The organism is Mucilaginibacter flavidus, from assembly GCF_024055575.1.
Classification (GTDB): Bacteria; Bacteroidota; Bacteroidia; order Sphingobacteriales; family Sphingobacteriaceae; genus Mucilaginibacter; species Mucilaginibacter flavidus.
This window is the reverse complement of the sequence record NZ_JAMXOE010000040.1, coordinates 1-14,050: the sequence shown is the minus strand read 5'-3', so window position 1 is coordinate 14,050 and position 14,050 is coordinate 1. Positions and strand designations below refer to the sequence as shown.

Annotated in this window: 11 protein-coding genes; 5 read left to right on the top strand and 6 right to left on the bottom strand. The window is 42.7% G+C overall.

Annotation, left to right across the window (positions count from 1 at the left end; translation table 11 throughout):
- Positions 1-2: 2 nt before the first annotated feature.
- Together NAF19_RS29245 and NAF19_RS29240 are read right to left on the bottom strand one after the other, a co-directional pair.
- A complete protein-coding gene (locus NAF19_RS29245) occupies positions 3-3,647 on the bottom strand; it encodes a hypothetical protein (RefSeq protein ID WP_252793927.1) in 3,645 nt (1,214 codons plus the stop codon).
- A gap of 689 nt (positions 3,648-4,336) precedes the next feature.
- A complete protein-coding gene (locus NAF19_RS29240) occupies positions 4,337-4,906 on the bottom strand; it encodes a C40 family peptidase (RefSeq protein WP_252793926.1) in 570 nt (189 codons plus the stop codon).
- 205 nt (positions 4,907-5,111) lie between these two features.
- Here NAF19_RS29240 and NAF19_RS29235 point away from each other — a divergent pair, with 205 nt between their 5' ends.
- The 5 genes from NAF19_RS29235 (at position 5,112) to NAF19_RS29215 (ending at position 8,783) form a co-directional block, all read left to right on the top strand.
- Positions 5,112-5,657: a toxin-antitoxin system YwqK family antitoxin gene (locus NAF19_RS29235; protein ID WP_252793925.1), complete on the top strand. Its 546-nt coding sequence runs from the start codon at positions 5,112-5,114 to the stop codon at positions 5,655-5,657.
- A 255-nt stretch (positions 5,658-5,912) separates the two neighbouring features.
- Positions 5,913-6,263 (top strand): DUF1493 family protein, encoded by a 351-nt coding sequence (locus tag NAF19_RS29230; RefSeq protein ID WP_252793924.1) that lies wholly within the window; start codon positions 5,913-5,915, stop codon positions 6,261-6,263.
- Between the two features lie 153 nt (positions 6,264-6,416).
- Entirely contained in the window at positions 6,417-7,016 is a 600-nt protein-coding gene (locus tag NAF19_RS29225) for a hypothetical protein (protein WP_252793923.1), read from the top strand.
- A 442-nt stretch (positions 7,017-7,458) separates the two neighbouring features.
- Positions 7,459-8,037 carry a PhnA domain-containing protein gene (locus NAF19_RS29220; RefSeq protein ID WP_252793922.1) on the top strand — a complete coding sequence of 193 codons (579 nt, stop codon included), beginning with the start codon at positions 7,459-7,461 and terminating at the stop codon, positions 8,035-8,037.
- Positions 8,038-8,192: 155 nt separating this feature from the next.
- Positions 8,193-8,783 carry a hypothetical protein gene (locus NAF19_RS29215; RefSeq protein WP_252793921.1) on the top strand — a complete coding sequence of 197 codons (591 nt, stop codon included), beginning with the start codon at positions 8,193-8,195 and terminating at the stop codon, positions 8,781-8,783.
- 421 nt (positions 8,784-9,204) lie between these two features.
- On the opposite strand, the gene NAF19_RS29210 is transcribed toward NAF19_RS29215, so the two are convergent.
- The 4 genes from NAF19_RS29210 to NAF19_RS29195 form a co-directional block, all read right to left on the bottom strand.
- Positions 9,205-10,059, bottom strand: a complete 855-nt coding sequence (locus NAF19_RS29210) for a DUF2911 domain-containing protein (protein ID WP_252793920.1) — start codon at positions 10,057-10,059, stop codon at positions 9,205-9,207.
- Between the two features lie 402 nt (positions 10,060-10,461).
- Positions 10,462-11,103 (bottom strand): response regulator transcription factor, encoded by a 642-nt coding sequence (locus NAF19_RS29205; RefSeq protein ID WP_252793919.1) that lies wholly within the window; start codon positions 11,101-11,103, stop codon positions 10,462-10,464.
- 11 nt (positions 11,104-11,114) lie between these two features.
- Positions 11,115-13,199 (bottom strand): ATP-binding protein, encoded by a 2,085-nt coding sequence (locus NAF19_RS29200; RefSeq protein WP_252793918.1) that lies wholly within the window; start codon positions 13,197-13,199, stop codon positions 11,115-11,117.
- 187 nt (positions 13,200-13,386) lie between these two features.
- Positions 13,387-14,050: T9SS type B sorting domain-containing protein (locus NAF19_RS29195; RefSeq protein WP_252793917.1), on the bottom strand; the 664-nt coding region annotated here is incomplete at its 5' end.

The following is a 14,050-nucleotide window of genomic DNA, read 5'->3' as shown; positions in this document are numbered from 1 at the left end:
GATTATATTTCAATTGTTAAAGGCCCGGTTGGTGGCGCAGTCACCGTTTTTTTAGGTGCGTAATAAGCAGCATACCAGGCCAACGTTGTTTTATCAACGCCTGTGGCATCGCCAAAAAGTATAAATTGCGTATCGGCAGCGCCGGGCAGCTTTTTACCCAATATGCTTAGCTTAACATTATTCAACTTTAACAGGTAGGCCAAATCAGCACCCTGCTCCCCTGCCACAAAGGTGAAACTCTGTATATTTATGCTTAATACGCTCTGCAGGCTTAGCGTTTTTTGGCCCCCAACACCCGGTAGTTTTATGCCCGTGGCCAGGCGCTTCACCGCAGTATCGGGGCTCCAGGCTGTAGATATCTGCGATACAAAACCCGCTTTGGCCGCCAGTGCGCCCATGCTGCCCAAATTAAGATTGTATAACAGCGCATACCATTTTTCGGTGAGCGACTGCCCGTTAACCGGTACTTTTGAACGTATAACTACCGGCAGGAAACCAAGATCGGATGGTTTGGATTCGTCATCTTTTTTCGAATAGATGAGGCCGGCAAGGTTTATCGGGAAGTTACGGAACAGGCTATTGGCTCGCGGGGTGCTTTGCGACAAATCGAACGACATCCGTGCAGGGTCGAAAGTAAAAACCCGGTCGGTTGCGTCCCCGGATACATTATCCAGCATAAAATCCATGTTAACAGCCAGGCCCGAGAAATAAAGCCCCGTGTTGTTTGTATTTTTCTGGTCGGCCGTGTCGCCAAATGAAAACAAGTCGAACGATTCTATCAGTTTAAAATTCATATAGCCCCAAAACACAAAACGCGACGATATCTTTTCCGTATCCACGCCGGCAAGCAAAAACGGATTATCTTTCGTTTCGTCGGTAATGGTATAAAACTGGGCCTTTACTATCTCCACATAGTTCATGGTCTGGCTTTCAAGCAAAAACTTATAGGTTTGGCCGGGGCGGGTAACAAATGTGTAGGTGTTTACACCATTATGCTTTTCATAGCTGCCGTTAAACTCAATGGTCTGATTTTTTAATGAGCTGCCCATATTGCTGGTATTGAGCTGCGCAGGTTCATCAAACCAGGCGGTGGTAACGAGCTGTATCTTGCTCGCAAAATCCTTTATTTCTGAGTTTTCGAATACCACCTGTAAGGTCAATACCTTAAAATCATACAGTGCCTGGGTATTTGATACCGGCGAAGGGGCTTGCTGCACCGAAACAAATGGCGAATTGGCCAGGTGGTCCCGGGTGTCCTGCTGTGCCCTGTAATCCTTATCGATATAGTTGATCAGCCCGAATAGCGAACTTTTTGGCAACGTTAGCTCACCGTTTACCGGCTCGATAAAGTTTACGTTCATGCCGAAGTGGTGCGCATAAAATTCGTCGCGCTTGATGCCGGCTAATAAACCTTTAAGGTCATCAGGGAAATTTTCGACGCCTATATCTACCTTTAAAACCAATATGCCGTTCCAGCTTGGGTTTTGCACTATCTCGAGAAAATTGAGGTACCGGGTATCTGTCTGGGCATTCAGTTTCGTGGTTTCGATATACGATGTTATCCATTTTGAAACCAGCGCCGGGTATTGGTTAAAAGTGGATGCGTTTGACCATGATTGCGTGTCCATCACCCTGTTTTCGAGGCTGCCGCCGGCGAATTTAAATATAATGATGTTGCGAAAATCGCCTTTATCGCTCCCCTTGCCCACATTTATAGTGAATGGCCAGTCGGCTATGGTAATTTTGTTCAGGAAGGTGCCGAGCGGTGCGGCTTCCGTTGCCACCAGGAAAAGCTGGTTTGATTGCAGCGAATCCCGGAGTTCCTTTGTAACCCCGTTTGTAAATTCAAGGTTATAGTCGATACCCTTGCTCTGGCTTTTTGCCAGCAATACTGATTGCCAGTCGAGGCCAAAATCGGGTATGGTTGCAAGCAGGCCTTGCGGAGTAGTAGTAAGCAGCGTGGCAGCCGAAAGCAAAAGATTATTGGTTTGCGTATCCTGGGGGATAGATGTCACCGTATCGCGTCGTACCGGGATTATGATTTGCTTTTCGAACTGCTGTATATCATCAAACGAAAGCCCGAGGGAAGAAACCACGCCTGAATAAGGCACCATTGGCAGCGACTGGTTTACCTGTTCAGGAAAGAAAGCTGCGGGTGTGTTGCGCAATTGCAACAGTTCATCAGTTACATCAACTTTCACGCCCTCATGGTCATAAAGTGCGGCGTCGTTTGGTTGGGAATAGTACACCGGTACTTGGTTTGGCAGGCCGATAGCCTTCTTTTCCGCGCGTTCAGCAGCGGTTGCAGATGGATTTGGGCGGATATTTATCCACGATGTTTTATATTTTGAATCGAGACCGGCCTGGGTGGTTTGCAGCGCGGCGGTTAACCCGGCCCGTTTTGCCGTAAGAAAAATATTAAGATGCCGGTTAAAGGCTTCACCTGCTAAGGCGGCCGACCGCGGTGTTGCCGGTGTGGCTGTCATCGCCGTTTTTATAATGGGAAATACCGGAGCGTAAGCGTTTTGTTTGGCCTCAAAACGCATTACATTGCCCCGGAATAATTTCGATTTAGCTATAAACTGGACAGATTCGGCACCCGAGAGGCCACATATCAGGTAGTCAGATACCACACCTTCTGCTTTATCGGCACCTTGTACCGCCAGCTCAAAATCGCCCGCCGGCGCAAGGTAGTAGCGCGGATTGCCATCAACCGGCGGCAACTCTTCAAATACCAGTTTGGGCGGATGATCACTATCCACGAGTGGTATAAGGTTTACTTTTTTGCCATATACCGTGCGGAAATAGCTGGGCAATTGGTTTTGCCCGTTTAATTCAATATACCATTGCCCTTCGTTATTCTTCTTCAGAAAAAACGATGTTCCGGTAAATGCGAGGTATGATTTATCGGGGTTTAGCGGGTCAACAGGGTCGAGCACATAGTCAAACAATATCTGCAGGCCCTGGTCGGCGCCGGTTTCAAAGAGGGGATAGTTTTGAGCTACATCCTGCTTGTTGTAGTTTATTACATAATACAACGAAGCATTCCAGCCGGTAGCTGCATTGCTTGACAAGTCGCCAAGGCTAACCTGGCCCAATAATGAACCTCGCTTATCACCTGCCAACGGCAGTTGAATATTATATGGCCGGCGTGGCGGCGGCGCACCTTCATAGGGCGGGTACTCGTAAGTGAAGGCCGCTATATTATCTTCATTATCTTTAACCGGCACAATCGGCGCCAGCTGTTTTAGCGGCATGGAGTAATTGGCGAAATAGAATGAGGTATCTGCAGCAATAGCAACAGTTTCGTTTTCGGTAAGCGATGTAACAACCGCTTCTGCCTTTACGGTTTGCGCTATATCATTAAAAGTAAGCCAGGCAAACCCGGTATAAGCCGGGTCGGGATACTCTTTATCAAAATATTTGGTTACTTCGGCCGCAAATTTTTCCATATCCGCTTCCTTCGGCCCGCTTTTCAGGAACAGGTAAAAGCCGATGTAAGTATCCCACGATTGGTTGATGGTTATTGTTTCCGGGAATTCGTCAGGTACTTTTGAAAGAAAATATGCCATATACCCGCTACCCGCCGGCGAACCCGCATCAAGGGTAAAAAGCTGTGTGCCCGGAAATCTTACAAATTGTATCATTATAGGTTAATGATTAGATAAGGCCGACTATTTAGGTTAATTGCTTTAACGAGATAAAGCATTTAAAATTAGGAAATATTTATGCAGAACTAAAAATTAATTTTCAATTAATTTAAGATGGAATTATAATTAAGAGTGCCGCTGTTATTAGTCTGTAAGAAATGTGGAATACGCCTTAATCTGCTTTTTTTGAGGAGGTTTCATTTGAAGTAGCCCGGGCTCCTACCCTGCTGGTGTTATGTCACTCAAAAATTGGCGGTCAGTTTTGAGTTCATGGGTGTTCGAAGGATTAAAAAAGCGTGGGAAAGCGCGGTTTCCCCTCTTGAGCTACCGTGTGCCCACATCAATGCCCGCCGCAAAGTCAATGCGTCGTAGGCGCAACAGGTCGGTAGAAAAACAGTCGCCAATCATTTTTGCGCCGTAAGGTGCAATACTTAACGGACTATTTATGGCTCATTATGCAAATCGGCGAGGTTCCGTACCTACGGCACGGACTACTTGTTGGGTGCTTTTTCTACCGACCTTGAACCCCGATGGGGTTCTAAAAAAAATGCGGGTACACCGTAGCTTGCAAAACGGGATTAAAAAAATTTCCTCCCTCGTAGGTATTGAGTCGAAAGTCTTGAATCCTAGTCAAAAAAGGCAAGAATTCGCCTTTGCGCTTCCGACTAAAGACTATTGACTTAACCCTACTTCCCGTTTTGCGGGAATATGCTTATCGTTTTTATATACCGGCTTAAATAATAGCCATCCATTGCTGTTTCAACTACACCTTTGTTTTTTCCTGATGTAGAATGGATAAACTTTACCGCGCTCCCGCCAGCCGACGTAACTATCCCCATATGTCCTACTACTCTTTCCGTACTGTCGGTGCCGGTGAAAAGGATTAAATCGCCGGGTTTGGCATCTTTCAATGGTATTTGCCGGTGTATGAAAGTATAATCAACAGAGCTGCGCGGTACCGCTATGTGAAAATGGTTAAACACGCAGGCAACAAAGCCAGAGCAATCCAGGCCATACTCCGGGTCGGTAGAAGCAGTGCTATAAGGGATACCTTTCAGCGAATCGGCATAGGCAAGCAGTTGATGCGGGGTGATGTTGCCGGTGGTGATGTGGGTTACGTACCCGGCGCTGTCGGCCAGGGCCAGCAGGATGTGGTTATGCACCATCGAGGTATCGAGGTTATCTCCGTGTTTGCCCACCATTTGGCACGATGACAAAACCACAACCATCATATAACACCAAATCCTAAACCGCATGTTTAAGGGGAAGCAAAAACGCGGCCAGTAAAGTTAGGGATGGGTTTCACTACTGCCATTTAAACGCTTAAATTTGAGACATTAAAGGAAAATGTTTGAACGGGGGGATTCTGAATTTAAAAATATTGCCGCCCAATTAGACCAGTTGAAGAATACAAGCCAATACACAGAGTTATATTAGAAAAATATTGAGTATAAAAAACCCATGAATAATTTCTTAAAAAAACGCTATATCGCTCTAACTATGGTGGGCATGATAGCATCATGCAAAAACAGCGAGCATACAGATAATGCAAAATTGATTACCCAAAAAATGTCCAATGGCGCTATCGTTGTAATAGGAGCGGTTGTGAATGGCCAAAAGGAAGGATTGTGGATTGAATTGAACGATAGTGAAAAACTTTCTTCACAGAAGATTTTCCTGCATAATAAAAGCATTGGAGAGTCGATAAGTTATTTTGAGGATGGAAAAACAATTCTATCGAGGGGAGACTTGATCAATGATAAACCGAATGGATATTGGATTTTCTATTATTATAATCATAAGATAGCAGAAAAAGGCAACTATGCTAATGGACAAAGAGTTGGAGTGTGGGAATATTATCTTGAAAATGGATTGCTTAATAAGAAAATTGACTATAATGAAAAAAAAGGCAAAGTAATTTTAGATAATCATCTTTTACCCCCAGCACCTGATAAAACGGGAACGTCGACACAAACGGATACAACTAATGGAGCAATTGTTAAATAGCTCTAATTATGGCGCTTATGTAGCGAAGAGCCCAAAAGAGGTGGCGTATTCGCGCCCCGCGTTTAGGTTGCCCGCGTTCTTAACAACGTTTAAGTCGCCCGCTTTAATAATAAATCGAGCTATTTTATTTTAAACCATTTTGTCAACCCAAGGCGAAAATGTAGCTTAGCTCTTGAACTGATCGTATTACGAGTACCCCACCTCTTTAGGCCCGCGATGCATACTCGCCAGATGTACACTAATTATTGAAAAAACATGGCAAACTTAGAATCAGAAGTTTTTCACGAAATACAAGAACTAATTAGCGATTTCTCGGGGGTTAAAAAAAGTAAAATTACGATAAGCTCGAAGTTGGAGCATGATCTAAGGATTTACGGCGATGATGCAATCGACCTAATACTTGCTTATTCGAAAAAATTTAGTGTTAATATCGACAATCTGAATCCGAGGGATCATTTTTCGCCAGAAGGAGATACAGTATTACCGTGGATAATTAGTCTATTCTCACCGTCAAAGAAAGTAATAATAGATGACTTAACGGTATTAGATCTTGTAAACGGAGTAAAAGCCGGAACGCTGGATAAAACCGTAATTAATAGTAAGTAATTCTGGGTGGTTTCACTCCTCGCATTCAAACGCTTAAATTTGAGGCATTAAAGCAAAATGCTTGAACGGGCGGGGGATGATCATTAATTTAAAGAAAATATGGGATACAAAATAAATAAGCATAAGATACTGTTTCTATTAATATGCTTTACTATGATCGTTTCCTCTTGCGGGGAGCCTGATTTTCTTAAGTTCGAAGGTGAAGAAACATCATATCAAATATGTCCAGGTACGTTTGACATAATTCGAACTAAATATTCTGAAGATGGAGGAGCGCCCGCATTACAACTTTTTGATAAATATGGGAAGCTATTGGAGGATATTACCATCAACCCGATAGCACGTTTTCTTATCACAAGCATAAAGAATAGCTCAATTCAAATTACCTATTTTGTTGGTGCTGGCAGAGATTTTGATTTTTTCATTCAATCATTTAGGCATGATAAGTATAATCCAAGCCATATTGGCAACTATTCAATAAAGTATAGATATGAAATCGAAAATGGTTACTCCGAAAAACAAGGTGGTAAGGTAGATTCCATAGGAATAGATAAACAAAAAAAAACGGTAGCGTTATTTTCTAAAAAGGCACTAGTGATAAATCTTCCTATGTGCCTACTAAGCGTAAATATTTCTGGACTGACTTCTTACGACGTCAACACAAAAACCCATGTATATTACGCGTTTGAAAAAAAGGGTCTTTTCCAAGACTACTTGTTAAGGATAGTGAATATATATTCTCAAAATGGGTAGTGTATCAAAACTGGTGTTAAAAACATAACCTATTGAAAGCCAATAGTAAGACATAATTAACAAACAGAAAAAGGATCGTGAACTATTATTTAAAAATCAAATTCCACATCTGTTGAATTTTATTCAGCAAATAAATTTGATCGAAAATACCACAAAGTTTACGCAAGAAATGAAAGCAAAAAAAAGATGTCAAAAGTCACCTATCAGAATAGTAGTTTAACACTGCTATTAATAACAATCTTTGGACTCTCGTGTACAAATGCCGTTCATCACAGACAGAGCGTTAGGATTTTCACGAAAGTTTATCCGCCGGCAAAATATAGGTTCACTGGATGCTTGATTGATAATTAGAAAGAAGATTTCCGGGCGTTCCGCGTATACAAAAATGGAACGCACGACCTTAGCTAAAAACGTTTAGCTTTGCGGCTTCTAAAATTCAACCATGGCAATATCTTCATTAACCGAAAGAAGCGGCAATTTGTGCGAACTCTGTAAGTCGGCAACCGGCTTGTCGGTTTATAACGTTCCGCCTGTAAAACACCCGGATAACGGGATAATGATCTGTGATGTGTGCCTTGCGCAAATAATGAAAGGCGCCGAAACAGATGCCCAATACTGGCACTTTTTAACCGAGGCCATGTGGAGCGAGGTGCCGGCTGTACAGGTTGTGGCCTGGCGGATATTATCGCGTTTAAAAAATGAAAGCTGGGCAGCAGCAAACCTCGAGATGCTTTACCTGGACGAGGAAACAATGGCCTGGGCGGAAGCAATGGGCGACGATGATGGCCCCGCGGCCGCTACAGCGGTGCACCTGGACAGCTTGGGGAACGAACTACAAAGCGGCGACACCGTGGTGCTCACCCGGTCGTTGGATGTTAAGGGCAGCTCGCTTAATGCAAAAATGGGTACCGTAGTTAAAAACATCCGCCTGGTTACCGACAATACGGACCAGGTAGAAGGAAAAATAGAGGGCCAGCAAATTGTGATACTGACGAAATATCTGCGTAAGCAAAAGAGTTAAAAGCGGCGGAGAGAACTTCAAATGACTCGTTAAAACAACGCCAGCTATTTTGTAATACCAAAACCGGCACTTTTAACCTATAGTCTTAAAATAAGCTATTCCGTTCATAGTCTAAAGTCGTACGATTTGCGGTTTTTTTCCGTTTAGAAATTCGTATGTTAACAAGATTTTCTGAGCAGGTAATTGATGACTATCTTTTTCCGTCATTTACTTTGGCGAAAGGTGAAATCGTAATTATCAGGCTTCCAAACGCTCCCATAGTTTACAATCTTCAATCAGAAATACGTAAAATACTTACAGGCGAAGTAGCTAATGATCATATTGAGATTATTTCGCCATTAAATTTTGTGGACCATTTTACGCAGAATAGGCTTAGTTCTTATTTTTTTCCGACTACAATTGGGAGCTATCATCGGAAATACGCCAATAAACTTAATTCAATATATAAAATGATTTATGATGTGGAACCGGTCACACCACGAACCAAGGTTGCCAGTCTCGCCGGAAACGCAAGGAAACGGCTTTCTCTTTATACAACCCTTTCATGGACAAATAATATTATTTTTGATTTAATGGCGGTTGACCCGCAAGGCGGTGTGGATATTTATAATTTTGTAAAGACTGTTGTAAAATCAGGCGGAGCTGCAATCTTATTTGATCAATTTGACGAATTTAAAAACGATTGCACAACATTTGTTGAAGCCAAATACATTGGCAATGACCTACAATTACAGGGATTCAATTAACATTCCCCCCGTGGTTCGTAGATTGCATATGCGGACGACTATGCCGTTAGTTACTAACTACCTGCGTAGTATATTCCACAAACTTGATCTATCATTATTGTACGCGAAGGTTACGGCAACCTATCCAAAAAACATTGATTTTATATAAAACCGAAACGCTTTACGAGTTTGTCAAAAAAAATACAACCACTGATAATCAGGATGTTTCACAGCGTTCCGGGTGTTCCGCGTGTAAAAATGGAACGCTTGAGGTGAATTAACCGCTAAAACAAAAAGAGCCCCGGCAGTTACACCGAAGGCCCAGTCAGTTATAGTAGTTATGCTTAAGTCCAGAGTCCGAAGTCGAAAGTCCGAAGTCGAAAGTCATAAGTCGGGTTCAATTTTGACTGTAGACTTGAGACTCACGACTTCCGACTTAAGACTAATTCACCCCAGCATCATGCAGTACCTCGGTATTCAGGCGGATATATTCAGGATCCTTCCCTTCTGTTGCAAGCCTAAGGCCTTCTTTTGCGTTTATAATAGCATTTGCCTTATCGCCGTTTTTTAATTGCAGCCGGGCCAGCCAGTACTTCATATTGTCGGCACCCGGGTTGGCTTTGTCGGCTTCCCGCATCCAGGTAACGGCCTGGGAAATGTTGCGGTCATGGTTGTAACACCAGATAGCGCCCATGTAGTAGGGCTTCTTCTCCCCTTTCATGGCTTCTATTATATTGGCCAGTATGCGGTTGTCCACATCCGTTTTTAAATGTATAGTTACCCCGGTATTTTCCCAAAGTATCTGCATCAGACCATCTTCCTGGTGCATATCGGCAAACTGGATGGTAAGGGTTTCTACTTTGTTATCCAGCTTAAACGGCTTCACCTTAAATCGCAGCACATCATCTTTAGCATCGTACGAATACGCACCCCATTGTTTAGAAGTTTTGCTGAAAATAATAGTCCACTCGTCGGTACCGGGTATGCTGAAGAGACCGTACTCGCCGGGTGGTAAGATGTGTCCCTCCAATGCCACGGTGTCACTAAGCTTAACTATAGTGGCGTTGTTGGCGCCGGTGCGCCAAACAAGGCCATAAGGTTCCATACCGCCAAAAATTTTACGGCCTTTCGTATTTGGCCGGTAATAATTTACGGAAATAACACCCAGCCCAAAATCCTGCTCAATGCGCTGGCCCGTGCTTGATGCCGGTATCTTCATTCTTATTTCCTGCGCATTAACGCTGCAGCAGGCTGATATACCTAAAAGCATACCAAGGCATAGTAAAACTTTCTTCATTGTTTTTGTTGCGTTTGTAAATGGTGCCACAATTGGCACCATTGATTTTTATTAATTAGTTAGCGCCCGTTTGTTCCAAAGCTAGCCAATTGACCGCAGAGCAATATCCCCCTGTTTGGGGGATGTTAATTTTAAATTTATTTGTTAATTTCGCCCATTTTCATAGGCGTGCAGTTACGGCTATTCGTCAGAAATTCATTTTTTCCGTTCGTTTTAACAAAACCTTATCGGGTTTGATAATACCAGCTAATTTATCTGGCTGTTTAAAGAGCGTTTCAGTGATACCCCCCGGGGAGTTTTAGGGGGAAGATTGTGGCGTAGGATAAATTGGGCTGAGTACTGGTGCATCAGTTATGCTAAGTTTATCTTTATAAATGGAAAGGCATAATGGATTTGCTACCGCTAAATAATTTTCGAGGCCAACAGTATGGCGATGGCTTCTTTACCACAGTTTACATGTAGTTTACGATAGGTATTCCTCAGGTGTGATCGCGCGGTATCATAGGCTATACACATTTCATGGGCTATCAGTTTTACACTGTAACCTTTGGTGAGCAGGTAAAGTATTTCGGCCTCCCGGTTAGTAAGGTCGTATTTAAGCTGAACATTGTTATTGTCTTTGGTAGCTTTAAAGGAGTTAATCACCTTTTTGGCAATCAATGGCGACATTGGAGCCCCGCCATTAAGCGCTTCTTTTATAGCATCAAAGAACTTTTCGGGCGATGTTTTTTTAAGGATGTAACCATCGGCACCAGCACAAATACTTTTAAACAGGCGTTCGTCATCCTCAAACTGGGTGTACATTATTATTGGTGTTTCGGGTCGCGATTCTTTAATTTCTTCAACACCTGTAATTCCATCTTTACCCGGCATATCAATATCCATAATTACAAGATCGGGCTGGCATTGCTTTACCTGGTTTTTAACATCGTTTACATTATTGAAATCTCCAACTACCTCATAACCTTCCTGTGCATTCAGCAAGTAAACCAGGGAGTTCCGCAGCGCTTCGTTATCTTCGTATATTAATAATTTCTGATTCATTATTTGTTAGGTTATCCCTTTTGAAAAATACCATATTTTGCCGTCCATTTCTTTTGAAAAGGGATAGATACGCTGAAAAATGTCCCGTTTTCTGAAGTCATCACCAAATTGCCGTTCCATTTTTCAACCCTGCTCTTAATATTTTGCAGCCCGTTCCGGCCCTTATTTATCGTGGCAGGGTCAAAGCCTTTTCCGTCATCTTTAATCTCGAGGCAAAGCTGGTCTTTGTTTGCCTTCAGGTTTATTGATACATACTTTGCAAACGCATGCTTGCGTATATTATTTAAAATCTCCCTGAATATTAAAAAGATATCCCTTTGCTTTTCATGTGATAATGCATGGTCTGAAAAGCCCTCCTCAACATTCATGTGGTAATCCATATCGTTACTGTCAAATATATCGCCAGCGTATCGCCTCATTCTGACCTGTAACGTTCCCTGATCATCGGGTTTTGTTTTCATGTTCCAAACAATCTCATCAAGCGCTTCTGTCGATGCAAGTAATTCTTCGCGGATGTCTGTTAAATGGTCTTTTTCGGTACGCCCGCCTATGGCAGGATTTTTAATCAATTCGGTTAAAAACTGGATATTGGTCAACCTCGACCCTATGTCGTCATGCAAGTCCCGCGCAATTGAAGTGCGCATTTTGTCCATCTCGATAATAGCCTTGGCCTTTTGCATGGTTCGGGTACGGTAGGCCGCTAAAATAATTATCAGCAATATGAGTGCTGAAACTGTTATTGCCGAATATTTGAGTGTCCGTTGTTTCTCAAAGTAGGCACGGCTTATTTTTTGATCTTTTTTTAGCAGTACAATTTCGCGTTCTTTGCGTTCCACTACAGACTGCTCTTCCAGTTTTTTTACTTGCAGCGTTAGTTCATTATTCTGCACGCTATCAACTGCTTTATGGTATTTTTCGTTATAGGTTAACGCTTTTTCGAAATCTTTTTGACCGGAGTAAAATTTCGAAAGGTATTTGTAGCTATTCAGTTCTTGGTTTTTGTCGCCATGTTTAATTGCCACGGCGATATCACTTAGCATTTTTTCCTCGGCCTTCTTTTTTTCGCGGTAGTCTGATTGCAAAAAAACAATTTTAGCATCAATTGCTGCAATTGCCGAATTATCGCCTGATTTAGAAGCAACTAATTTTGCTTTAACAAGATATGATATCGCATCTTTTGGCATATTCATATCCACGTAAGTGTTTGCAATCTCCCGTAAAATATTGGGTTGCTCTGTCAAAATATTCATCTCCTGATCAAGCTGTAGTGCGGTGTTTAATTCAGCAAGCGCCTCTTTATATTTTTTAAGGCCATGGTAAATAACGCCGAGACTAAAGATTGCGGTCACAGCGCCCCGTTTATCAGCAATAGTTTTCTTCAATGCTTGCGATTTTAACGCATACGGCAATGCCTGTTTATAAAGATGCAGTTCGGTAAAATCGTTAGCGATTCCCTGGTAGCAAAAAGCTTCACCTTTTTGGTTGCCAATTTTTAAAAAAAGATTGAGAGATTTTAAATGGTAGGTTAATGCCTTCTTAAAATCGCCAAGACTAATATAGGTGTTGCCAACATTTAACGATTGCCCTGCCGCCGACTCTGTTGCCGTCGGTGAAGGGTCCTGTTTTGTTGCAATATCAAGTGCGCTTAGCATATGAAACATCGCCAGCTTATAGTTTCCTTCCATTTTATAAAACAATCCGGCGGCTCCATGATAGTTCATTTTCATTTTTGTCCCGTCCGGGCTATTTGATGGTGCTGCTTCTGCAAGTAATTTAGCCTCATTCAAACAAAATCTTGAACTATCTATCATGCCTGTATTGAAATAAATAGTTACAAGTTGACAGTACGAAGTACTTAAAAGCCGGGGAAGATTAAACCTTGGTGCCAGTTTTAGTACCTTATAGGAATAATTTTTGGCGGCATTCATATCGTACCTTGTCAGCGCGCTCGAAAGCCTGTTCATAGTTATACATTCTTCCTCTGTATTTTTATGGGTTGCTATCACCTTCTTCAAACTATCAATAGCCGGGCTTTGTGCAAAAAGCTTTGCCGAAAAAACCATTAAAACAATAAAGACAATTTTAGAAAAACGCATGGTGAAATATTTAGGAATTACATTTTCCCTAAATCTACTATTTTATTAAAATAATCTGTCGCGCTATTTTTTTAATATTAAATAATATTATATACTACAACAATGCGTACAAACCCAATCTTTGAAGACAGCACCGCGGCCCCGCCGAAACGGGACCGGGTGTGTCATTCTCCCTAATCAATTACCTTTAGTATTTTAATAAGATGTATCCTGTTTTGCGAATAAGTTTACCCTTGTCGCCGTACTCCAACTGATAAAAGTAGGTACCTGCCTGTAGTGGCTTACCGTTTATGTTCGACTGCCCACTAAATACCCGCGATACATTATCATATCCTCTTACGGTGTACACCAGCATACCGCTGCGATTCATCACCTGGAAGGTATTTTCCGGATAGTTGCCGATATTGGTTATCTCCAACACATCACCTATGCCGTCACCATTTGGCGATATGCCCTGTTTTACAATAGGTGCACCAGTATCAAGCGGTGTTTCTTCCACTTTGGCTGCAAAGCCCGGCGTGGTGGTGGTGGTTATGTTTACGGTTGCCGCATCGCTGCCAAAGGCATTATAAGCTGTAACCATGTAATCTGTGGCTGCACTGGCAGCAGTTGGCGTGCCGCTGATAGTTCCTGTAGCGCTGTTGAATGTTAAAGCTGGCGGTAAGGCCGGGCTGATGGTATAACCGGTAAGCAGTATTTTCCGTACCTGATGCCCTGCATAGTCTGCTACATACAGGTTACCCTGTCCGTCTGTGGCTACCCCGCGGGGGCTGTTAAATGTGGCAGAGGTGCCCGTCCCACCAGCATTGCCTGCTGCTCCGCTGCCCGAAAGCGTGGTCACTACCCCTGCT

Coding starts and splice junctions, on each gene's coding strand:
- NAF19_RS29205 (WP_252793919.1), bottom strand. CDS start 11,103: ATGAATCAGAAATTATTAATATACGAAGATAACGAAGCGCTGCGGAAC.
- NAF19_RS29215 (WP_252793921.1), top strand. CDS start 8,193: ATGTTAACAAGATTTTCTGAGCAGGTAATTGATGACTATCTTTTTCCG.
- NAF19_RS29220 (WP_252793922.1), top strand. CDS start 7,459: ATGGCAATATCTTCATTAACCGAAAGAAGCGGCAATTTGTGCGAACTC.
- NAF19_RS29210 (WP_252793920.1), bottom strand. CDS start 10,059: ATGAAGAAAGTTTTACTATGCCTTGGTATGCTTTTAGGTATATCAGCC.
- NAF19_RS29245 (WP_252793927.1), bottom strand. CDS start 3,647: ATGATACAATTTGTAAGATTTCCGGGCACACAGCTTTTTACCCTTGAT.
- NAF19_RS29200 (WP_252793918.1), bottom strand. CDS start 13,199: ATGCGTTTTTCTAAAATTGTCTTTATTGTTTTAATGGTTTTTTCGGCA.
- NAF19_RS29230 (WP_252793924.1), top strand. CDS start 5,913: ATGGCAAACTTAGAATCAGAAGTTTTTCACGAAATACAAGAACTAATT.
- NAF19_RS29225 (WP_252793923.1), top strand. CDS start 6,417: ATGATCGTTTCCTCTTGCGGGGAGCCTGATTTTCTTAAGTTCGAAGGT.
- NAF19_RS29240 (WP_252793926.1), bottom strand. CDS start 4,906: ATGCGGTTTAGGATTTGGTGTTATATGATGGTTGTGGTTTTGTCATCG.
- NAF19_RS29235 (WP_252793925.1), top strand. CDS start 5,112: ATGAATAATTTCTTAAAAAAACGCTATATCGCTCTAACTATGGTGGGC.